The organism is Robertmurraya sp. GLU-23, from assembly GCF_052983275.1.
Genome location: NZ_JBRKCV010000003.1, coordinates 54666 through 76847, shown reverse-complemented (window position 1 = coordinate 76847; position 22182 = coordinate 54666). Strand labels below are relative to the sequence as shown.

Genomic DNA, 22182 nt, shown 5'->3' with positions numbered 1-22182 from the left:
TTATATGTTTTAGCGATTGTAATCCATTACATATAAGTATGGAATCCGAATATCACCTGCAGCTGAGCTTACGTTCAAGTAGCTGCTAACGAAATTTGGTGTACCTGCTTGTTCCCCTGTATGAGTACCACGGTTCACCACTTCTACCGTAATCTCCTTACTTCCTTTAGCAGGAATCGTTACTTCCATATCACTCACTTTTACATTTTCATCATCTCTAATGGTATAAGCTAACTCCTCATTAGTTGGGTTCGTTAACGTAACATTCATCTTATACGTCTGGTTTCCAACCGGGCGAACTAATCCAAAGCTTAAGGATGATGGAAAGGCAAGCGCTGATGGACTCATTGCTTTGCTAAGGTCAATAAGACCTGCTCCCACTTTTAATGGATCAGAAACATCTGTATCAGGTAAAACACTTCCTTCTACATCATTTGCTGTTCCCATTAAGGCCGCTTTCACTTCAGCTGGCCCCCAGCCTAAATCATTTTGCTTGCTATACGCTAATAATACGGCGGCAGAACCTGCTACATGTGGAGATGCCATGGATGTACCTTGGTAAAGCTCATAACCTCCACCCACGACAGATGAGAAAATATTTACCCCTGGAGCTGCCACATCAGGCTTAAGTGTGTAATTTGGCGTTGGTCCCCACGAGCTAAAGTTTGCTAACAGATTGGGAATTGTGCTTACCTTTTGTAAGTCACTATTGATGGTAACGGTATGATCTCCCGTCCAGCTTATAAGCGCCTTTCCTGCTTCGTTTCCAATCATAACGGCTGGAACTAGTGCACCATCAGAAGACATTGGCGTTGGTTCAGCAATTCCGTCAAGCTGATAGATGATCACCCCTACTGCACCTGCTGCAGCCGCGTTATTAATTTTTTCAGCAAATGTACAAGAGCCGCGTTGAATCACCGCAATTTTTCCTTCTAATGGCTTTCCAGATATAGCGGTACATGCCAATTTATCGCCACCAGCCACATCAGCCCATACCGCATACTCTCCTGTTAAAGGTTCTTTTACCTCTCCACCCTGTGTACCTGTTGTCGCAATGGTTGGTTCTGCAAATGCTTCTGACTCCAATGTCATCGCAAAGGTTCGACTATTTGTTGTTGCTGCTACCGTGATTACGTTCTCCGCTGTTCCAGGAGATCCAACCGTATAGTTCCCTGGTCCTTCATTTCCAGCTGAGATGGCCACTACTACCCCAGCATCTACCGCAGAATTCACGGTCATATCAAGCAGGTCTGCCCCTTTATGTGGTGTTCCCCCTAAACTTAAGTTAAGAACGTCCATACCATCCTCAACCGCTTCTTCAACGGCTTTAGCAATAAATAAGCTTTTTGCATTTGCGATATCTCCCGGGAAAACATTATAGTTCCCTAGGTACGCTCCAGGTGCTACTCCACTCAAGGTCTTATCATCTATTTCCGTTTCTGTACCTGCCTTTCCTGCAACCGTTCCTGCTACATGCGTACCATGGCTATCGACTGCTTCTGCGCTTAGCTTTGGATTCTGGCTATATACCTTAGCTACAATGACTTTAGGAGTAGTTAAACTTGTATCCCCTTTAGGAAATTCTTCTGGATACGTCATTCCCTCATTTGGCTCAAGGAATTCATGTGTTTGATCAATTCCTGAATCAATGATACCGACTTTCATTCCTTCCCCTGCATTTGCTTGTCCACCAACAGACTCCCAAATCGCTTCTGCACCAATTAAAGCCGTGCTTTCACTCATTGCTTTTTGATAGGTTGCACTATACCCACTCTTTACGGCTCCTGGACCACGGCTAACTTCCTTTAGGGAAGCTCCGTTTAACTTTAAGCCAATTCCATTGAACGTAACATCATACTCTGTGACCACTTCTACTTGAGGAAATTGTTTAGCTAACCATTTTATATAATTTGTGCGCTGGGCTTCCAAACGACTTCCATATTTTTTTGCCGCTCGTGACTGCAAATCTACTTTTTTCCCTTGTGATGGTTTTGTCTTCTCATATCCCGCAATCGTTCCCTCATAGGAAGCAATTGGGACGTCTCCAAACTGTATAAAAGCATATTCACTGTCTACGGTAACAGAAGATTGTCCATCATCATTTTTTACTATCGCTTGAATCGGTACAGCTGCTGTAAAAATTAATAGAGAAATTAAGAGAACTCCAAAAATACTTTTCAAACTCCTTGCTATCTTCAACAAGTATTCCTCCCTTAAAGCTATTTTTCTATGTAATTTTCTAGTAAATCTACTAGAAATTACGCGTACTAGTTTAATTTCTAGGTAGGAGAAATTTCTCCTTTGACTAGTTTTGTTCTATTATGAAAATGATTTTGCCGAATGAACACTATTTCTGTAGTAAAAATGGGAATTCATGTATTTATTGATATATATGCTCGAACATTATAGAATACAAGAAAAGAAAATTAGTAGGAGGATCAACATGATACAACGTACTGTATTACTAAAATTCGCTGAAACAACAACACAGGAGCAAATGGAAGAGGTAATCAAACGCTTTAAAGCACTGAAAAAAGCAATTACTGGAGTGGTTGAAATTCAAGCTGCCTTCAATCTTTCTGAAAAAAGTAAGGAATATCAGGTGATTCTTATGGTTCGCTTCGAAAATGTGGCTGCCGTTGAAGCCTATACAATAAATGAACAACACCAAGAAGTTGCTGCCTTCATCCGCGAGGTTGGAAGACTTGATAGCATTGGTGTAGATATTGAGATTTAAGAGTTTATGCCCCACAATAAGAATTGTGGGGCTGTTTTTTAAAGGTTGTTTTCGTAAAGTTTGTTGTTTTGTAAAAAGCCCTAATGCCGGCTTTTTAACCGTATATTCAATCTTACTCTTTAAATATAGAGCCCCTGTTTTCTAAAACGTTCAATGAACTTATGACTTTTTAGAAAATAAGTGTTTTATTTCAATAAAGTAGTGCTAAAAGCAACAATGTTTTAGAAAACAGCCTTTTTAAATGAGTAGAAATGAGGTGTTTTTATGAAAATTGGAATCATTGGATTAGGAGATATTGCAAAGAAAGCATATTTACCCGTACTTTCTGAAAAAGAAGGAATTGAGCTTGTCCTTTGTACAAGAAATATTGAAACGCTTGCTCAATTGTCTAAAAAATACCGAATTCAAGAAACCGCTGAGAATATCGATGTGTTACTTTCAAAAAAAATTGATGCAGCCATCGTAAGCACAGCGACAGAAGGTCATTTTGAAATAGCAGAAATGTTGCTGGAAAATGGGGTTCATACATACATCGATAAGCCCATATCCATGAACCTTCATGAAACTGACAGAATTGTTAAGCTAGCTAAAGACAAAGGGAAAATTGCCATGGTAGGTTTCAACAGACGATTTATCCCTCGAGTAAGAGAGCTAAAAGAACACGGGAAACCAAGCCTTATTATTATGCAAAAGAATCGCTTTGCAGCACCAGATTATGTACGTAGATTTGTGGTAGAAGATTTTATCCATGTTGTAGATACGCTACGTTTCCTCATGGCTACTGAAGTCAAAGAGGTAAAGGTTGATTATGTAAAAACCAAAGAAAAACTGGATCAACTTGTTATCCAGCTAATTGGTGATGGTTGTATAGCTATCGGAATCATGAATCGGAACGGTGGTGTAACTGAAGAAATCATTGAATATATGTCTGGGCATCAGAAATTTGTCGTGAACAGCCTAGTAGAAACAACGAGATATCATGATAAAGAAATTAGCATAACAAAATTCGGTGACTGGGAGCCGACGCTATATAAGCGTGGTTTTTACCAGCTATTGGACCATTTCATCGAATGTGTCCAAACAAATTCGACACCAGACCCATCCATTGATGACTCTCTCACCACCCATGAGATTTGTGAGAGAATCGTCAAACATATAGATCCTGAAGCGTAACTTAAACAAAGCAAGAGAACCATCCATATTAGCCTCTTGCCAGCAAAAGTAAAATAAGAGGAGATTTTCCGGTTAAATGCAGAATGGAGCCTCGTTTGGGGGTAAATAAGGGGAGGTTTTCCGCTTATGCAAAGAAAAATTGCTCCTTTTTGACTTTTTCGAGCCAATAGGCGGAATCTCTCCTTCTATTTACGCTTTTTTTAATAATAATTAATAATTAACCGTAATTTCTCCGTTTATTTTCAGCTCGAGTGCTTAACCTGATCCACTTGAACCTAGATGTGGGAATCAGCAGCTAAAGAAAGAAAGAAAAGACGTATGCTCATACGTCTTTCCTTGTGTCTTTTAATTAGGAAGGAATCCTTCTATAAAACTCGTCTTATATATGATTTCTTCTCGCAAAGTCGACAAAGCGGAATTTATCTGGTCTGTGTCTGGATTCGGTGTACTGAAACAAACTCGCATCATCCAGATACACATAATTTTTGATAATAACAATATTATGATGACCATCTAAATCTAATAACTGCCGGTCTTCCTCTGTCGGTTCTTCTACGATAATTTCCTTTTTTGCGAAGCTGATACTGAGCTGCAGGTCATTTTCAAGATAGTCATATATCGAGTGCTCACAAATTTCCTTAGTTAAAGCAGGAACGAATTTTTTATTCAGATAATCTTTATCAAGAATTACCTTTTCTCCACCCATTTCTCTCACTCGAAACACTTGCCAGACATGGTCCTTACTAGATAAGTTCAACTGCTTCATGATGAATGGATCGGGTTTCATCAACGACAATTCGTGAACGATGGTGACCGGCTTTTGCCCCATTTTATCAGCTAGTTCTTTAAAACTGACTAGTCCAGAGACTGGAAAATCTACTTTTGTACTTTTAATGACAATCGAGCCCTTTCCCCGCACCTTTTGTATATACCCATTTTGTGACAGTAGGTTTAGTGCTTTTCGGATCGTTTCTCTCGATGTATTGTAACGGTCCTTTAACTCATGCTCAGAGGGCAAAAGTGTATTAGGGGCAATTTGCCCTGCTTCTATTTGCTGTACAATATCGTTATGGATCGTTAAATACTTATTTGTCATGTTAAAAACTCCAGTTTACTTTTTTAAATAGTACACAACAGACTCATACGGTCTTAGTTTCATTTGCTTCATCTCTTCTGATGAGTCAGCATAGTTGGATAGTAAAATGGTGCTAGTCACACCTTCCATATCCACTTGCTCAGGTAATTGAAACTCTACTTCTTTGGAATAAAAATTATTCACGACTAGTAATTTCTCATCACCATTATCTCGTATATAAGCAAAAATAGCATCATGATTGGCTAAAAGCAACTCATAATTTCCGTCTGTCACGATATCGTACTCTTTTCTTAACTGGATAAGCTTTTGATAATGATAGAAAACTGAATCTTGGTCGGCCATTGCCTTTTCTGCATTAATCTCTTTGTAGTTTGCTGCTGGTTGAATCCAAGGAGTGCCCGTAGTAAATCCTGCATTTTCCTCATCACTCCATTGAACGGGTGTTCTCGAATTATCACGTGACTTTTGCTTTAGAATGTCGAGAATTTCCTGTTCGGTCATGCCTTTCCCTTTAAGGATCTCAAATATATTTAACGACTCCACATCACGATAGTCATCAATGGAACCAAAGTTTGGATTGGTCATTCCAAACTCTTCCCCCTGATAAATATAAGGAGTACCCTGCATCAAATGAATAACTGTCGCAAGCATCTTTGCTGACTTCTGATGGTATTCCTTATCATTTCCGAAGCGGGACACCACTCTTGGCTGGTCGTGGTTACACCAAAATAAGGCATTCCAACCACCACCCTTATTCATTTCCACTTGCCAGTCAGATAATATTTGCTTCAGCTTGTGGAAATCAAAGTCTGCCTTTGTCCATTTCTCACCATTTGGATAATCAACCTTTAAATGATGGAAGCTAAAGGTCATATCCAACTCTTTTCGCTTTGGGTTTGTATACTTAATACAGTTATCAATGGATGTAGAGGACATTTCTCCAACGGTCATGATGTTATAGTGAGAAAATACCTCTTGATTCATTTCATTTAGATACTCATGAATTTTCGGACCATCTGTATAGAATTTACGGCCATCTCCTAGACCGGTTGACCCATCATCATCTAAGAAGCGCTGATCCTTAGACAGTAAGTTCACCACGTCTAAACGGAAGCCGTCCACCCCTTTATCTAGCCAAAATTTCATCATATCGTAAACCTCTCGACGAACCGGTTCATGCTCCCAGTTCAAATCCGCTTGTGTCACATCAAACAAGTGTAAATAATATTGATTGGTTTGTTCGTCATATTGCCACGCATTTCCGCCGAACTTTGACTCCCAGTTGTTCGGAGCTCCACCATCTTTCGCATCCTTCCATATATAAAACTCACGGTACGGATTGTCCTTTGAAGACTTAGATTCAATAAACCATTGATGCTCCGTTGACGTATGGTTCACAACAATGTCCATAATGATTTTGATCCCGTGTTTATGGGCTTCTTTTAATAAAGAATCAAAGTCCTCCATTGTTCCGTAAGGCTCATAGATACGAAAATAATCACTAATATCATACCCATTGTCGCGCTGCGGAGACTCGTATATAGGTGTTAACCAAACAACATCTACACCAAGAGTTGCTAAGTAATCTAATTTTTCAATAATCCCCTTAATATCTCCTACACCATTTCCTGTCGTATCATTAAAACTTTTTGGATAAATTTGATATACGACTGCTTTTTTCCACCAAGGTTGAGTCATGTTTGTAGCACCAGCCCTTATTTAATAGTAAAAGAGGAACAAGTAAATGTTCCTCTCGACTTTATTTTCTTTTGAAAGATATTTTACCTACGTTTGCCTTTGCAAATACAACCGTTAAGATGAACGGTACAACGATCGCAACAACCATCGCAATAGCGAATGTTAGCATATGTTGTGGCTGGATCGAAAGAATACCAGGAAGACCACCAACACCAATCGAGTTCGCCATTACATTGCTTCCTACGGAGATAACAGCTGCTACCATGGAGCCGATCATTGCAGCTAGGAATGGGAAGCCATATTTTAAGTTAATACCGAACATCGCTGGCTCTGTTACACCAAGATAACAAGAGATCGCTGCAGGAATAGACACTTGCTTTTCTTCTTCGTTCTTTCTGTTAATATAAATCATCGCTAATACAGCAGAACCTTGAGCAATATTTGATAATGCGATCATTGGCCAAAGATTTGTTCCACCTAGCTCACTCATTAACTGTAAATCAATCGCATTCGTCATATGGTGTAAACCTGTAATAACAAGTGGTGCATAGGCAAATCCAAATACAGCTGCAAATAACCAGCCCACTGCAGAAGTTAAGCCAGAGTATACAACATCAGAGATGAAAGAACCAATCGCCCAACCTACTGGTCCAAGTACGGTATGTGCAATTAATACAGTTGGAACTAGAGCTAAAAATGGTACAACAATCATGGAAATCGCATTTGGTACGACCTTACGTAATTTTAGTTCAAGGAATGAAAGAACTAAACCTGCTAAAATCGCTGGTATCACTTGTGCTTGGTAACCAATCATATCTATTTTTGCAAAACCAAAATCCCAGAATGGTACTTCAGTCGCACCTGCCACACCATAAGCATTTAATAGCTGTGGTGATACAAGCGTAATCCCTAATACAATCCCTAAAATCGGAGTTGCCCCCATCTTTCTAGCAACTGCCCATGTAATCCCTACCGGTAAGAAGTGGAATATCGCTTCCCCAATTAACCATAGAAACGCATGAGTTCCAGCCCAAAATTGAGAAATCTCAATTAATGACTTCGTTCCATCCTCGAACATTTTAATGTCACCGATTACATTTCGGAAACCAAGAATCAGACCCCCAACAACGATGGCTGGAATTAATGGAGTAAAGATATCTGCAAGGTGAGCAATCATACGTTGAAGCCAGTTCATATTCTGTTTCGCTGCTTGTTTTGCCTCATCTTTAGAAGTATCACTTACACCAGCTATTTTAATAAACTCATTATAGAAGGATGACACTTCATTCCCAATAATCACTTGGAATTGTCCCGCTTGTGTAAAAGTACCCTTTACAAGCTTAATGGACTCAATCTTATCTATATCTGCCTTTTTTGGATCTTTTAAAACAAAGCGCATTCTTGTCACACAGTGGGTAACAACGGAAATATTTTCGCTACCACCGATATGTTCAAGCAAGTCTTTTGCCGGTTGAGCATAGTTACTCATTCGAATTCCTCCTTGGTAAAAAGTTACCAAATAATATTATTATGAAACAAATAAGAAAAATAAATTCGCTTACATTTTCGGACAACTTGTATATACATGTGTTGTTTACGTTTTCATTCTAACTTGTATATACAAATCTGTCAATCTACTTTTTAAAAATAAAATTCCACAAAAAAAAACGCCCGAATACGGACGTTCACTAACTTTTCTAAAAATGATTATATGAGGGATGGAAAACGGATGGTGACTGTTGTTCCTTCTCCTTTTTCACTCTTAAAGCTTATTTTCCCTTTGTAATTCTCTGCAATATTAAAGCAAATCATCATTCCAAGTCCGGTCCCTTTACTTTTTAAAGAATAAAAAGGAGTACCCAAAGATTCAATTTCCTTCTCTGTCATTCCTTGGCCAAAATCAATCACATTAATTTCAACCATATCCTTTATTTTTGAAGCATTTACTACGACAGAATCTCCGATATTCGATGCTTCGATTGCATTTTTAATGATATTAATGAATAACTGTTTCATTTCAATTGTATTTGCTGCCACATAGGAATCTTCTACAATTTGCAACTCGATTTTATTATCATGTAATAGACCGTAGGAATGGAGCAAATCAGTTACGCTTTGAAGAACCTGCCTTATATTTACCGGTTCTAACTCCTTTTCCTTCGTTGGCTTTGCAATCGATAAAAATTGGGATATAACCTGTTCCGCTGTGTTCAACTCATCGACCATTAAATGAAAATGTTTTTTTAACTCCATATCTACTTCATTGGATTGCTCGTAAAACTGTAGAAATCCTTTAACTACTGTCAAAGGATTTCTGATTTCATGAGCAACTGCAGCTGCAAGTTGTCCAGTCGTCTTCAAACGCTCTGCCTGTTTTATTTGTTGAAAATATAGTTGTTGTTTTTTTAACCGACCATAAGATATATAAAAAATAAAGTAAATGATGGCTTGACTACCAAAGAAATTGATTATATTTCCCACCAGATCCTCTTGGATATAGGAATAACGAACACCTTGATCAACAAGTATGATATATAGGAAAGTCATCATGATCGCAAAACTATTAAGTCCCAATGAAAAATAAAAGAGTTTTGGATCAAAAAATAAAATCGAGATAGCTGGAATAAAGCACAAAAAGATAAAGTTTGACCATGTATCAGGATATATAAAGAATAGCGAATAAAAATACACAAATGATGAAATCATGATGAGCAATCGGGAATAATGAGATGTATATCTCGGATACAACAATAAACAAATAGCAAAAAATGCAAGAAATAACCCATGGGTAAAAAAGGCTACTCCATCTTGACTATAATGTGGGTTGTCAACTAACAGCCCCATTAACATAATGGCAATAACAACAGTTATCGTAAAATAATACAGTTTTTTATTAATTTCCGTATAAAGTTCCTTCATACTTACTCCTTTAAACCAGGGTTGCAATTCGGTTAATACGATTCTCCCTTTATACTACCATAATTACCCTTTTGTTTTGGAAAAAATTTAAATCAAAAATAGAGTAGCTCAGGGAATCTGCTACTCTATTTTTGCTATTTTTTATTCTCTTATTTGTCCCGTTCCACGAACAATGTACTTAGTAGAGGTAAGAGCTGGTAAGCCCATTGGACCTCGTGCATGAAGCTTTTGTGTACTAATCCCTATCTCTGCCCCAAATCCAAATTCAAAGCCATCCGTAAACCTTGTAGAAGCATTGTGATAGAGGGCCGCTGCATCTACCCTATTAAAGAATGCCTCTACATTCTCAGCAGATTCCGAAATAATCGCTTCTGAATGCTTTGATCCATAGCTCGCAATATGATTGATTGCTTCATCAACATGAGACACCACACGAAGTGCTACTGTTAGGGTTAAGAACTCGGTTTCCCAATCTTCTTCGGTAGCAGGAAGTAAATCTTTATCGAATTGTCTTGCCTGTTCATCTGCTCTTATTTCCACCTTTTTCTCCTGTAATGCTTTTATTAAATCCTCTAAATGCTGATCTGCCCATTTTTGGTGGACTAGTATCGTTTCTGCAGCATTACACACAGATGGTCGTTGCGTCTTCGCATTGACGGCAATATCAATGGCCATTTTATGACCTGCACTTTCATCAATATAAATATGGCAATTCCCCACCCCTGTTTCAAGAACAGGAACCGAAGCATTATTTACAACGGACTGAATGAGGTTTGCTCCTCCTCTAGGGATAAGAACATCTAGGTACTCGGTTAACTTAAACATTTGAGACGCCGTTTCCCTGCTTGTATCTTCGAGTAACTGTACCGCTTCCGGAGGACATTCACTCTTTTCAAGTGCACGGTGAATAACCGCTACAATCGCTTTATTTGAATGAATGGCAGATGAACTTCCTCGCAATAACACCGCATTACCTGTTTTTAGGCAAAGACTTGCTGCATCAACAGTGACATTCGGTCTTGCTTCATAGATCATTCCGACGACACCAAGAGGAACTCGAACTTTCTCTATATGAAGACCATTCGGACGATCCCAGCCTTCCAAAATCTCCCCCACTGGATCTTGTAAGGTAGCTACTTGTCTTACTCCTTCTGCCATGTCTTGAATACGTTCTTCTGTTAATTTAAGGCGATCAAGTAGATTTTCCCCCATCCCACTTTGCCTTCCAGCCTCGATATCCTTCTTATTCTCTTGCAAAATAAAAGGGATGTCCTCAAGTAATTGGTTCGCAATTAGGAGCAACGCATCATTTTTTTGCTTGGTTGTACAAAGAGCTAAGCTAGTTGCTAGAGTACTTGCCAGACGTGCCTTTTCTAATAATTCTGTCATCTTTGTTTCCTCTCCTTCGTAAAAGTAACCCAGTTATCTCTGTGAATGACTTCAATCCGATTATGCATATTTACTATATTTGCTTCTTTACTAGAAAGTCCTTTAATTTTGGATAGCTCTTCAACTGTATAATTGATTTGCCCTTTTCCAATTAACTCTCCTTTTTCATTCCATACCTCTACCACGTCACCACGTGTAAAGGAGCCCTCCACATGTTTTACCCCTGCTGGCAAAAGGCTTTTACCTTGATGAATGACGGCATGTTCTGCCCCTGAATCAATGTCAATCCGACCGGAAATATGTGAATGAATTCCTATCCATTGTTTCTTACTTTTTAATGACGCCCCAAGGTTATAGCCAATATAAGTGCCATCACCCTTACCAGTAACAATATCTATTAGCTTATCCGTTCCTTCTCCCTTGCCGATAAACACCTTCACACCGACGGACAAAGCCGTTTTTGCTGCTTCAAGCTTAGATCTCATTCCACCTGTACCGACCTTTGAACCAGAGCCTCCTGCTACCTCTAGTACATCCTCTGTTACCTCAGGGAGGAAATTATACTTTTTGGCATTTGGGTCCTTGCGTGGATTTCCGTCATATAAACCATTAATATCTGTAAGAATAATGAGCGTATCGGCATGAATAAATCCACTAACCAAAGCAGAAAGCATATCATTATCGCCAAATGTTAGTTCATCTACCGCAACCGAATCATTTTCATTAATAATTGGTATGACCCCACGTTTCAATAGCTCCGATAATGTGGAATAGGCATTATTGTATTGTTCTTGTTGGGAAAAATCATTTCTTGTTAGAAGAAGCTGTGCAGACACGATTCCTTCTTTTTGAAACTCTTCAAAGTAGCTTTGCATGAGCAACCCCTGACCCACAGCGGCAGCTGCTTGCTTACCAGCAATGGTCACAGGTCTTGTCTGATATCCTAAAACTGAAAACCCTGCAGCCACTGCTCCAGAAGAAATAAGAATCACTTCGTTTCCTTCCTTCTTCAGCTTAGACAGTGCAGCCACATGCTCTGCGATCTTATTCTTTGATAGTCCACCTTGCGAATTCGTTAACGAACTACTCCCGATTTTTACAACAATGCGCTGTTTAGCCACTTCAATCCCTCATTCTCTAAAATTCTTCACCTAAATAAAAAAACTCCTCCATCCTTAAAAGGACGGAAGAGTTGATCCGCGGTACCACCTTTTTAGCAACCTTAAAAAGGCTGCCTCTCAAAACCCCGTAACGAGGGGAAACGGTTAGTTTTTGCTAACTGCTCAAGGACAGGTTCTATCTGTCAGCGGTGGCAGGGACTCTCAGCCTAGGACCCCACTCTCTTCACACATGTACAAGATGTACTAATTCCTCTCATCGCTTCTTCGTTCATTATTTCTTTGCAGAATATTATAATTTTTATCCATGTATTCGTCAAGAATATTTAGCCTTTTCGCCTTTTTATTTATTTCTTTTTAAAGAACAACTCCACCCTGTTAATCTATTCCAAAATTGATCATCCATGTAATTATACCTATATTAGTATATAAATTTGAGGTAGAAAAGACCACGTGAAATTTGTCGATTTTTCTGCACATTAGGTCTATCTATTCAACTTATTAAACTTAGTCATTTTTTAACACCAACTTAATATTAGCCATGCTATATTTTATCTTAGAGACCCTAAATATCTCAATACGACGATAAGGATGGATGGATCGAATGAAACTGCAAAGCAAAAAGAAAGGTAATAAGATTTTATCTAGCACACTTGCTCTCAGCATGATCGCAGCACCATTAATACCAACCAATGTACTTGCAGCAAAGCCTTCCGTTAACAAAGTTCAATCAGAAGTTGAACTTCGTATCATGGAGACAACTGATATTCATACGAATCTATTAGACTTTGATTATTACAAGAATGCAACCGCTCCAAAGTTAGGTTTGGCAAAAACAGCGACACTTGTAAAAGAAGCACGAGCACAGGCAGATAATTCTGTCCTAGTAGACAATGGTGACCTTATTCAAGGGACTCCTCTTGGAACTTACAAAGCCAAGATTGATCCTTTAGAGGACGGAGAAGTTCATCCAGCTATTAAAGCAATGAATTTAATGGGTTATGACATGGCAACCCTTGGAAACCATGAGTTCAACTATGGTTTAGAATATCTTGATGAAGTATATGATGATGCGGACTTTTCGTTCGTTAATGCGAACGTTTATGAAGATGATCATGATAATGATCCAACCAATGATGTAAATAAATATACACCTTATAAAATCGTTAATAAAAAAGTAACAGATGAAAACGGCAAAACAGCAGTTATTCAAATTGGTTATATCGGATTTGTTCCTCCTCAAATTAATGAGTGGGATAAGGCAAACTTAGACGGCAAGGTCATCACAAAAAATATTGTAGAATCAGCTGAACGCTTCGTACCGATGATGAAGGAAGAAGGAGCTGATGTGATTATCGCAATGGCTCACTCTGGCTTTAGCGGAAGTGAAGCTAACTCAGAAGATACAGTCTACGCTTTAAGTAAAGTAGATGGCATTGATGCAATTACATTCTCACACACTCATAAAGTATTCCCTGCAAAAGATGTTAGTGCACTAGATGCTTTATTCAAAGGTGCTGATGGACAACCTCTACCTGGCGTAGATAATGCAAAAGGAACCATTAATGGCGTTGCAGCTGTGCAAGCTGGTTACGGTGGTGGAGCTTTAGGTATTATCGACCTTACCCTTCAAAAGGTAAAAGGAAAATGGTCTGTTGCAGATTCTCAATCTTCTACACGTGCCATCGATACAGTAAAGCCAGATGAGAGAATTGTGGAAGCAGTAAAAGCTGATCACGATGCAACGATTGAATATGTAAACACTCCTATCGGAACAACCACCGATGATATTTATAGCTATTTTGCTCTTGTGCAAGATGATCCATCTATTCAAGTGGTAACAAACGCACAAAAATGGTATGTAGAAAAGTATATTGGTTTAAATAAACCCGAATTAAAAGACCTTCCTATCCTTTCTGTTGGTGCGCCATTTAAAGCAGGACGAAATGGCGTTGAAGAGTATACAGAAATTAAGCAAGGTGACTTAACGATTCGTAGCGCTGGTGATTTATACCTTTACGACAATACGTTAAAGGCTGTGAAAGTAAAAGGATCTGTTGTTAAGGAATGGATTGAAATGACTGCAGGGAAATTCAATCAAATTGATCCAGCTAAAACAGATGAGCAGCAGCTTCTAAATCCATCCTTCCCTGTTTATAACTTCGATGTAATTGATGGAGTTGAGTATCAAATTGATGTAACACAGCCCGCTAAGTACGATACAAAAGGCAATCTAGTAAACCCTGAATCTAGCCGTGTCGTGAATTTAGAATTCAACGGTGAATCAGTTGACCCTGAACAAGAATTTATTGTTGTCACCAATAACTACCGTGCTGGTGGTGGCGGAAACTTCCCAGGACTAAAGGGTAGTGAATTAGTGGTTGATTCAGCGGATGAAAACCGTCAAATTTTAATGGATTACATTTCTGAAGAAAAAGTAATTACTCCAACAGCAGATAATAACTGGTCTATTGCTCCTATTTCAGGCGATGTGAATGTAACATTTACAACTTCACCAAAGGCAGAGCAATACATTGGAGAAAATAGCCCATTCTCTTATACTGGCAAAACAGATTTAGCTGGATTTGGTATTTTTAATATTAACCTAAACCGTGGAGTGAAGGTTCAGCTTTTAGGTGTAAATGATTTACACGGTCAGTTAGACACAGTTACAAAAGTTGGCACTTCTTTGGCTGGTCAAATTGAGTATACAGCTGGTGCCTTAAAGCAAGAAGAAGCTACCAACCCTAACACATTAATCTTACATGCTGGTGATATGATTGGAGGAAGCCCTTTAATATCTGCATTATTCCAAGATGAACCAACGATTGAAGTTCTTGAAGAAATCGGCTTTGATGCTGGAACTTTAGGAAACCATGAGTTTGATGAAGGGATCGATGAGCTTAACCGTATGATGAACGGTGGAGACCATCCCAACGGTACTCCAGGATATGATGGAATGAACTTCCCTCTTGTTGCAGCAAATGCATATGACACAAGAGATGGAGAGTTAATCACTGAACCATACACAGTGCTTGAAACTGGTGGGCAAAAGATTGGAGTTATTGGTGTGGTAACTCAAGAAACTCCTACTATGATTGTCACAAAAGGCAATGAATCTCTTAAAATCACAGATGAAGTAGAAGCCATTAACAAGTACACTTCTGAGTTAAAATCTCAAGGTGTCGAAGCAATTGCTGTTCTTGCCCACAATCCTGCTACACAAACTGGATACACTGATTCCTATGATGCTAGCAGAATTGCAGAACAAGTAAATGATGAAGTTGACGTGATTTTCGCTGCTCACAACCATGTGAAAGTGAATCGTGTAGTAGACAATAAGCTGATTGTACAAGCCTATTCCTACGGATCTGCATTCTCTGATGTAGACTTAGAAATCGATCCTTTTACAGGAGATATTTTTAAGAAATCCGCAGAAATTAAAACTGTTTACCAAGACAAGTACACTCCAGATCCAGCAGTGGCTGCGATTATGAAAAAGTATGCTGAAAAAGTAGAACCTATTAAAGCACAAGTAGTTGGACAATCCCTTACTACCCTTGAAAAAGGATATCCAACAGTTGCAAAGGAATTTGGTGATTTAGGATTAGGAAACCTGATTGCTGATGGCATGAAAGTAGCTATGGACTCTGATTTCGCACTTATGAATGGTGGTGGAGTACGCTCTCAACTTGATGCAGGAGAAGTAACTTACGGTGATTTATTTGCCATTCAACCATTTGGAAATGTTCTAAATAAAGCGACTCTAAGTGGTGCAGACTTACGCGTGATCCTAAATGAGCAAATCACAACTAGAGGCCTTGATTACCATATTTCTGGATTCAAATATACGTACACATATGACGATGCTGCTAAGACTGGAAAAGTTGTTGATATCACATTACCTGATGGAACTCCAATTGACCCAGTAAAAGAATACACGGTGGTCGTGAACAACTATATGTACGGAAACACAGGTTCAAGCATTAATGAGTTATCTTCAAGCATGGAAGTTGGCCCAGTTGATTTAGATGCAACTGTCGATTTTGTTAAATCCCTTACTTCCCCTGTTGACTACAAGTCTGAAGGGAGAATTAAAAGAGTATACTAATACCCTCGCTCTCAGGAGAACATGTTCTCTTGAGAGCTTTTTCATGTTCGTTACTCTAGAAGCAACCCAACCGTATATATCAGAAAAATCTTTATATTTACGACTGAGACGCTTTATATCATGCTGAGAGGCTTTCTCGAGGCTACAACTTCAAATGGTAACGCTTACACTTACTAATTGGAAGAAATGCTCCTAACATTTCTTGAACTCCTTGAATATGAAAATCATCGTGTTAGTATTAAATTCTGAGATACATTACGAACAAAAATACGAACAAAACTGGAGAGATGAGATGCTACACAATAAGAAAGTTGCCTTTATAGGTGCAGGTTCTATGGCAGAAGCAATGATTGCTGGATTCGTTTTATCAGAAAGAATCCCAGCAGAAAATATCATTGCTACTAACCGCTCAAATGAACAAAGACTAGCTGCACTCGAAGCAAAGTATGGAATTAAAGCAATGAAGCTTGAACATTTACCGTTTGACCAAATAGATATTTTTATCTTGGCCATGAAACCAAAAGATGTGGATCAAGCATTAAGCTTTTTAAAACAGCAAATTAACCCTAACCAACTACTTTTGTCAGTCCTAGCTGGAATTACAACAACATACCTAGAACAAAACCTTCATGATGACCAGCAAGTAGTTCGAGTGATGCCGAATACATCAAGTGCAATTGGCGAATCAGCTACTGCCATATCCCCAGGTCATAAAACAACAGATAATCATGTTTCCGTAACAAAAGAGTTACTTGATTGCATCGGTGAGGTTTTTCAAATCGATGAGAAAAATATGGATACTTTTACAGGACTAGCAGGAAGTGGTCCGGCCTACTTCTATTATTTAATGGAGCATATGGAACAGCAAGGCGCAAAATCTGGATTTGACTTAGAAACCACGAGACAAATTATCGCTCAAACAATTGTTGGAGCTGCAAAAATGGTTCAGGAACAAGATGAGACACCTGCCGTTTTGAGAGAAAAAGTGACCTCCCCTAACGGCACCACAGCTGCTGGTCTACAAGCACTAGATGTGAATGGCGGTGGAAAAGCAATAGCTAAAGCCGTCGAGTTTGCTGCCAAACGTTCGAAGGAAATTAGCGAGCAGATAAAAGAAAGTCTTTTAGTTAGATCTGCCACAAATAAGTAAAGATATATAAACTTTTCTCAGGAGTGATAAAATGACGACCCTTGATAACAGTAAGAAACGGGTTGTAATAAAAGTAGGAAGCAGTTCTTTAACCAGTCGACACGGGGAAATTAGTCGGCGGAAACTTGAAAAATTAGCAGATGAGATTGCTCTTTTAAAGGATGCTGGTCATGAAATTGTATTTGTATCCTCCGGAGCTGTCGCGGCTGGATATCGTAAACTAGGCTGCATTAATCGCCCCACTTCTCTCCCAGAGAAACAAGCCGCAGCCTCTATTGGCCAAGGGCTACTAATTGAAGCCTATTCAGAGATTTTCCTATCCCATGGGTATATTGCCTCTCAGATATTAATTACACGTAGTGATTTTTCCGATGAAACTCGGTATCACAATGTTCGAAATACACTAAACGTATTATTAGAACGAGGAATTATACCTATTGTTAATGAAAACGACACCGTCACAGTCGACAGGTTGAAGTTTGGAGATAATGATACTTTATCTGCTAAAGTAGCCGGATTAATTGAAGCTGACCAGCTGATCATTTTATCTGATATAGATGGCCTTTACGATTCAGATCCCCGGAAAAATGAGCAGGCCAAACTTCTAGAAAAAGTATACGAAATTACACCGGAAATTGAACAAGGTGCAGGTGGTTCGGGAAGTCTTGTTGGAACGGGAGGAATGAAGTCTAAGATTGACGCCGTGAAGATTGCTATGGCTTCTGGTATAAGCACGTTTCTTGGCAAAGCAACCATTTCAAATATATTAAATGATGCTGTTGAAGGTACCGCCAAAGGGACTTATTTCGAAGTTTCTACCGAGATGGTCAACTTAGATCAAAAGAAACAGTGGATTGCCTTCCACTCCGGTCCAAAGGGAGAAATTTTTATAAATGAAAAGGGAAAGCTTTCCGTTGTTGAGTGTAAACAGAGCATTCTATCTTCCCATATTGCGAAAGTGAACGGACGGTTTGAAAAAGGTTCTGTTATTCGAATTCTAGATCACCAGGGCGAAAGAGTCGGATTAGGTGTAGTAAATTATTCAACTGAAGAACTTGAAAGTATTTTGAACTCTTCAGATAAAGAATTGAGTCATCATGAAGTTATTCAACTCGAACACTTTGTGTGTGAACTAGAGCTCTCACTGCCTGTTGTCATATAAAAGGAGGAATTGCATGTCAGTAACAAAGGAAATATCAAATGTCGAAGCGCAAGCCATTGCTGCAAAACAAGCAGCAAAAGTCCTAAGCCAATTATCAACTTCTGAAAAAAATACAGTTTTGCATGTTTTAGCTGACGCGTTAGAAACAAAGACAGACGTAATTTTAGAAGCAAATAAGCTAGACTTAGATGCGGGTCGAGCAAAAGGTTATGACACCGCCTATATGGATCGTCTGGCCCTTTCTAAAGAAAGAGTATTGGAATTTGCTGAAGGTCTACGACAAGTATCTACTCTAGAGGATCCAACGGGAAAGATTCTATCAAGTTGGACACTAGACAATGGTTTATTAGTTGAAAAAGTATCCGTTCCATTAGGCGTCATTGGAATGATCTATGAGGCACGTCCAAATGTGACCGTTGATGCCACCGGGCTCGCCATTAAATCAGGAAATGCTATTGTGTTAAAAGGCGGATCATCTGCTTTATTATCAAATCAAGCGATCGTTCAAGTCATGCATGAAGCACTAGATCACACACTGGTCCCAAAAGAAGCTGTTCAATTTATCGCAAGTACAAATCGCGAAGCTACTCAACAGCTTTTCACAATGAAGGAACATATCGATGTGCTCATTCCTAGAGGTGGAGCTTCTCTAATAAATGCAGTGGTGAACCAAGCAACCGTTCCTGTACTCGAGACTGGAGTTGGAAACTGCCACCTATACATTGATGTTGAAGCAGATGTTGATAAAGCATTAAACATCCTAGTTAATGCGAAGACGGACCGTCCTGCTGTATGTAATGCGTTAGAGACAGCCATTATTCATAAGGAATGGCTTATCAAAAACAAGAGTCATCTCGTTGATATTTTTAATAAACATGGTATTACAGTTCATGGTGATGAAGAGGCTCAAACTTATATTCCCAATGCGGTCCAAGCGACGGAGGAAGATTGGGCAAACGAGTATTTAAGCTTAGACTTAGCCGTCAAAACCGTTACCAACGTCGAAGAAGCCATTGATCATATTGAAGCTTACGGAACCAAGCATTCCGAAGCAATTGTAACCGAGAATATAGAAACAGCGAAAAAGTTTATGAGTTTAGTAGATGCATCAGCTATATACCATAATGCATCCACACGGTTTACAGATGGTGGAGCACTTGGATTTGGGGCTGAGATTGGAATTTCTACTCAAAAATTACATGCTCGCGGACCCATGGGCTTACCTGCGTTAACAACGGTGAAATTTATGATGTCTGGTAACGGACAAATACGATGATATAACAGAAGGACGATCATGAGTACATCCCTCATCATGATCGTCCTTCTCGTTTTATTACACCCATAACATAAATATAGCGAAGGCAATGACCCATACCATCGGAACCAAATTAAAAGTAACGGAAAGCTTCTTTCTTTTTCGGTGGAATACCCAAGAAAGAATCGAGGCAACAATGACCGCAACCGGATATAAGGTAATAGTGATGACAAATAAAGAATTATAGAGACCTATGCCCGCATCAAAGCTCATAAAAGACATACCCAAAATAACAAACCAAGGCAGTAAAGATAGAACATACAGGATTTGAGTAATAATTAAAAATAGCTTCACTTGTTTCTCCTCCATCATAAGATGACCCTTACTAATTATGGAAATCTTAATATATAAAGGAAGTATATTACAAGAAAAATATATTCATTCAAAGTTGCCGAATAACTTCCTGGGAAATTTTTTTAGAAAAATAAATAATCCCTCATCTAGAAATAGACAAGGGATCAAACATTTCTATTTATTCATTTTTGAAAGGAAATCGCCTAAAAGACTATCAAGGTCATTCTCATGATCTTCCTCTTCGTCCGTTGTTTCAGGTTCTTCCTGGCTAATACTCTCCCAGCTAAAGGCATCCAGATCGTCTTCTGATGCCTCTAGCTCTTTTGAAACGGCTATTTCAGGGATAGGCTCAATGAAATGCTCATCAAGATTGGATTCCTCCTGTAAATATAGTGCTTCAGAGATATCTAGAGCATTACTATTTAAGGAAGCGAGCAATGCAGTTGCTCGAACCGGATCCGTTAACAGCTGGTACATGATACTTCCAAGTAAAGCCTCTGAATGCTCATGCTTTAACCAGTTTCGTTGGGATTTGCTTAATTTATGAGGAATCGGAATCGTGATCGTTTCCTGTTCCCTGGACGAAGACTGGCTAACTCCCTGCATGACAAATTCAGCTATTTTACTAGAAAAATTTCTTCTTTCGGTTTCCTTCAGCTTTTGTAAATACTTTAATAAATGATCTGGTGTATCAGAAGGAATTCGAAAGGAAATAGCTTGGCCTCTCTTCACTTCATTGGAAGCTGATTTTTTCATATCATCACCTATGAATTCTTAACTGGTTCTTGGGCTTTCTTTGGCTTTTCTACTTTTCTTACATAATCCGTAATAAGCTTGTAATAGGCATTAGCCATCATCCAAATACTCTCTTTTTCATCTTCAAAAAATTCAATATTATAACCATCTAAATTATTATTTAGTGTTTTAATATAATCCTTTAATACATGTGCGCCGCCGCCAACAAAGTAACAGATTTCCGTTTGTGAGTTCTTTTGCCAAATATTCCGCAACAAACGGTATTGTTTTTTGGCTAGCTCCAGTAAAATACGATCGGTAATGTCATGAACACTCGTACGACTGCCTTTCACCATAATATGATTACGGTCATTTTTTCTGGTGATAATTTCTACGACATCACGACGGCTATCTAACTCTACCCCATGTTTTGTTCTTATTTCTTCTCTTATGGCTTCTAGAGATTCTGATACGCCTAGATTGAATCCTTGTGCCTTGTCATCGTCGACATTTCGATTCTTTATCACTGCAATATCTGTGGAAAGTCCTCCAATGTCCTGAATAAGAATTCTTTTATCTATTAAATCCTTATTAATAATCTTGAGCTGGGTATCCATCACAAGATTAATATAAGCTGCAAAACCTTCTGGATATATTTTCACTTCGTTAAATTTAATATTTACTTTTAACCCTTGATATTTAGGGGTAACAAGAAATTCTACTTGATGGACAGAACCGACTAATTTAGAGCGGTACCCAGCATCCTTTCCTTCCTTTACTTCTCGAAGCGGAAGACCCGTACCAAGCGTATAATTCGCATCTATCACTTGTTTTGATCTCGGAAAAATACCCGTATTCTCTTCTTTCACAGCATCCAATGCAAGGGTAGCAAAAAGCATGACCAATGTTTGATCCTCTTCTGACTTGCTACTTCCTGGGTCCAATTCTGTTGCATTGTTGCTTTTTGTTGCAAGATGGCCTACACGATAAATGGCATTATTGTCTTTTAAGGCCGGAGAATGCACCTTAATGTGAATGCCATCAAAGGGATTTTTACTATCCAGTTCCTCTATTCCAATGACCGGTCTATCTTCTGTATCCCTGGCAACAATATTAGGAATATTAATTTCATATTCCATCTCCCCAAAGATTGCTTTAATCGAGTCATTTCCAACATCTACTGCTGCAATTCTAGAGTTTGACATAATAGATCATCCCTTCTTATTTTTAATAGATTTATAGCTCTTAGTTGCTGATCATTTCTATGTATCTTTCTATTAAAGCG

The 22182-nt window shown here is 38.8% G+C and carries 16 protein-coding genes and 1 other annotated feature; of the genes, 6 read left to right on the top strand and 10 right to left on the bottom strand.

The window, feature by feature from the left end; translation table 11 throughout:
* Positions 1 to 9: 9 nt before the first annotated feature.
* Positions 10 to 2199 (bottom strand): S8 family serine peptidase, encoded by a 2190-nt coding sequence (locus tag ACVBAX_RS07840; protein ID WP_447116549.1) that lies wholly within the window; start codon positions 2197 to 2199, stop codon positions 10 to 12.
* Between the two features lie 244 nt (positions 2200 to 2443).
* Here ACVBAX_RS07840 and ACVBAX_RS07835 point away from each other — a divergent pair, with 244 nt between their 5' ends.
* Positions 2444 to 2737, top strand: a complete 294-nt coding sequence (locus ACVBAX_RS07835) for a Dabb family protein (protein ID WP_447116548.1) — start codon at positions 2444 to 2446, stop codon at positions 2735 to 2737.
* Between the two features lie 264 nt (positions 2738 to 3001).
* On the top strand, positions 3002 to 3910 hold the full coding sequence (locus ACVBAX_RS07830; protein ID WP_447116547.1) for a Gfo/Idh/MocA family protein: 909 nt from the start codon (positions 3002 to 3004) through the stop codon (positions 3908 to 3910).
* Positions 3911 to 4289: 379 nt separating this feature from the next.
* Here the strand turns inward: ACVBAX_RS07830 and treR are convergent, their stop codons facing one another.
* The 6 genes from treR to proB (ACVBAX_RS07800) all read right to left on the bottom strand — a co-directional run bounded on the left by treR (position 4290) and on the right by proB (ACVBAX_RS07800) (position 12133).
* Positions 4290 to 5006, bottom strand: a complete 717-nt coding sequence (gene treR, locus ACVBAX_RS07825; RefSeq protein WP_447116546.1) for a trehalose operon repressor — start codon at positions 5004 to 5006, stop codon at positions 4290 to 4292.
* Positions 5007 to 5021: 15 nt separating this feature from the next.
* Positions 5022 to 6704 (bottom strand): alpha,alpha-phosphotrehalase, encoded by a 1683-nt coding sequence (gene treC, locus ACVBAX_RS07820; protein ID WP_447116545.1) that lies wholly within the window; start codon positions 6702 to 6704, stop codon positions 5022 to 5024.
* 61 nt (positions 6705 to 6765) lie between these two features.
* Complete coding sequence (treP, locus tag ACVBAX_RS07815) at positions 6766 to 8193, bottom strand: PTS system trehalose-specific EIIBC component (RefSeq protein ID WP_447116544.1); 1428 nt, start codon at positions 8191 to 8193, stop codon at positions 6766 to 6768.
* Positions 8194 to 8411: 218 nt separating this feature from the next.
* On the bottom strand, positions 8412 to 9623 hold the full coding sequence (locus tag ACVBAX_RS07810; protein ID WP_447116543.1) for an ATP-binding protein: 1212 nt from the start codon (positions 9621 to 9623) through the stop codon (positions 8412 to 8414).
* A gap of 141 nt (positions 9624 to 9764) precedes the next feature.
* Positions 9765 to 11012 (bottom strand): glutamate-5-semialdehyde dehydrogenase, encoded by a 1248-nt coding sequence (locus ACVBAX_RS07805; RefSeq protein WP_447116542.1) that lies wholly within the window; start codon positions 11010 to 11012, stop codon positions 9765 to 9767.
* Positions 11009 to 12133 carry a glutamate 5-kinase gene (gene proB, locus ACVBAX_RS07800; protein WP_447116541.1) on the bottom strand — a complete coding sequence of 375 codons (1125 nt, stop codon included), beginning with the start codon at positions 12131 to 12133 and terminating at the stop codon, positions 11009 to 11011. The genes ACVBAX_RS07805 and proB (ACVBAX_RS07800) overlap by 4 nt, the downstream gene beginning before the upstream one ends.
* A gap of 55 nt (positions 12134 to 12188) precedes the next feature.
* Positions 12189 to 12399: a binding site (T-box leader), on the bottom strand.
* 335 nt (positions 12400 to 12734) lie between these two features.
* Here proB (ACVBAX_RS07800) and ACVBAX_RS07795 point away from each other — a divergent pair.
* The 4 genes from ACVBAX_RS07795 (at position 12735) to ACVBAX_RS07780 (ending at position 19829) form a co-directional block, all read left to right on the top strand.
* Positions 12735 to 16241, top strand: a complete 3507-nt coding sequence (locus ACVBAX_RS07795) for a bifunctional 2',3'-cyclic-nucleotide 2'-phosphodiesterase/3'-nucleotidase (RefSeq protein ID WP_447116540.1) — start codon at positions 12735 to 12737, stop codon at positions 16239 to 16241.
* A 292-nt stretch (positions 16242 to 16533) separates the two neighbouring features.
* Positions 16534 to 17391 (top strand): pyrroline-5-carboxylate reductase, encoded by an 858-nt coding sequence (gene proC / locus ACVBAX_RS07790; protein WP_447116539.1) that lies wholly within the window; start codon positions 16534 to 16536, stop codon positions 17389 to 17391.
* A 31-nt stretch (positions 17392 to 17422) separates the two neighbouring features.
* Positions 17423 to 18553 (top strand): glutamate 5-kinase, encoded by a 1131-nt coding sequence (proB, locus tag ACVBAX_RS07785; RefSeq protein WP_447116538.1) that lies wholly within the window; start codon positions 17423 to 17425, stop codon positions 18551 to 18553.
* A gap of 13 nt (positions 18554 to 18566) precedes the next feature.
* The gene (locus tag ACVBAX_RS07780; RefSeq protein ID WP_447116537.1) at positions 18567 to 19829 is read left to right on the top strand and encodes a glutamate-5-semialdehyde dehydrogenase; all 1263 of its coding nucleotides are present in this window, start codon (positions 18567 to 18569) and stop codon (positions 19827 to 19829) included.
* A gap of 57 nt (positions 19830 to 19886) precedes the next feature.
* Here ACVBAX_RS07780 and ACVBAX_RS07775 read toward each other — a convergent pair whose 3' ends face one another.
* The 3 genes from ACVBAX_RS07775 to ACVBAX_RS07765 form a co-directional block, all read right to left on the bottom strand.
* Complete coding sequence (locus ACVBAX_RS07775) at positions 19887 to 20162, bottom strand: hypothetical protein (protein WP_447116536.1); 276 nt, start codon at positions 20160 to 20162, stop codon at positions 19887 to 19889.
* Positions 20163 to 20336: 174 nt separating this feature from the next.
* Positions 20337 to 20918, bottom strand: a complete 582-nt coding sequence (locus ACVBAX_RS07770; protein WP_430776800.1) for a hypothetical protein — start codon at positions 20916 to 20918, stop codon at positions 20337 to 20339.
* An 8-nt stretch (positions 20919 to 20926) separates the two neighbouring features.
* Complete coding sequence (locus tag ACVBAX_RS07765; protein WP_447116535.1) at positions 20927 to 22102, bottom strand: Alp7A family actin-like protein; 1176 nt, start codon at positions 22100 to 22102, stop codon at positions 20927 to 20929.
* Between the last annotated feature and the right edge of the window lie 80 nt (positions 22103 to 22182).

What these genes read in the sequence shown, in the direction of transcription:
- ACVBAX_RS07835 (WP_447116548.1), top strand. Translation starts at nt 2,444, where the DNA reads ATGATACAACGTACTGTATTACTAAAATTCGCTGAAACAACAACACAG.
- ACVBAX_RS07830 (WP_447116547.1), top strand. Translation starts at nt 3,002, where the DNA reads ATGAAAATTGGAATCATTGGATTAGGAGATATTGCAAAGAAAGCATAT.
- treR (WP_447116546.1), bottom strand. Translation starts at nt 5,006, where the DNA reads ATGACAAATAAGTATTTAACGATCCATAACGATATTGTACAGCAAATA.
- treC (WP_447116545.1), bottom strand. Translation starts at nt 6,704, where the DNA reads ATGACTCAACCTTGGTGGAAAAAAGCAGTCGTATATCAAATTTATCCA.
- treP (WP_447116544.1), bottom strand. Translation starts at nt 8,193, where the DNA reads ATGAGTAACTATGCTCAACCGGCAAAAGACTTGCTTGAACATATCGGT.
- ACVBAX_RS07810 (WP_447116543.1), bottom strand. Translation starts at nt 9,623, where the DNA reads ATGAAGGAACTTTATACGGAAATTAATAAAAAACTGTATTATTTTACG.
- ACVBAX_RS07805 (WP_447116542.1), bottom strand. Translation starts at nt 11,012, where the DNA reads ATGACAGAATTATTAGAAAAGGCACGTCTGGCAAGTACTCTAGCAACT.
- ACVBAX_RS07795 (WP_447116540.1), top strand. Translation starts at nt 12,735, where the DNA reads ATGAAACTGCAAAGCAAAAAGAAAGGTAATAAGATTTTATCTAGCACA.
- proC (WP_447116539.1), top strand. Translation starts at nt 16,534, where the DNA reads ATGCTACACAATAAGAAAGTTGCCTTTATAGGTGCAGGTTCTATGGCA.
- proB (WP_447116538.1), top strand. Translation starts at nt 17,423, where the DNA reads ATGACGACCCTTGATAACAGTAAGAAACGGGTTGTAATAAAAGTAGGA.
- ACVBAX_RS07780 (WP_447116537.1), top strand. Translation starts at nt 18,567, where the DNA reads ATGTCAGTAACAAAGGAAATATCAAATGTCGAAGCGCAAGCCATTGCT.
- ACVBAX_RS07770 (WP_430776800.1), bottom strand. Translation starts at nt 20,918, where the DNA reads ATGAAAAAATCAGCTTCCAATGAAGTGAAGAGAGGCCAAGCTATTTCC.
- ACVBAX_RS07765 (WP_447116535.1), bottom strand. Translation starts at nt 22,102, where the DNA reads ATGTCAAACTCTAGAATTGCAGCAGTAGATGTTGGAAATGACTCGATT.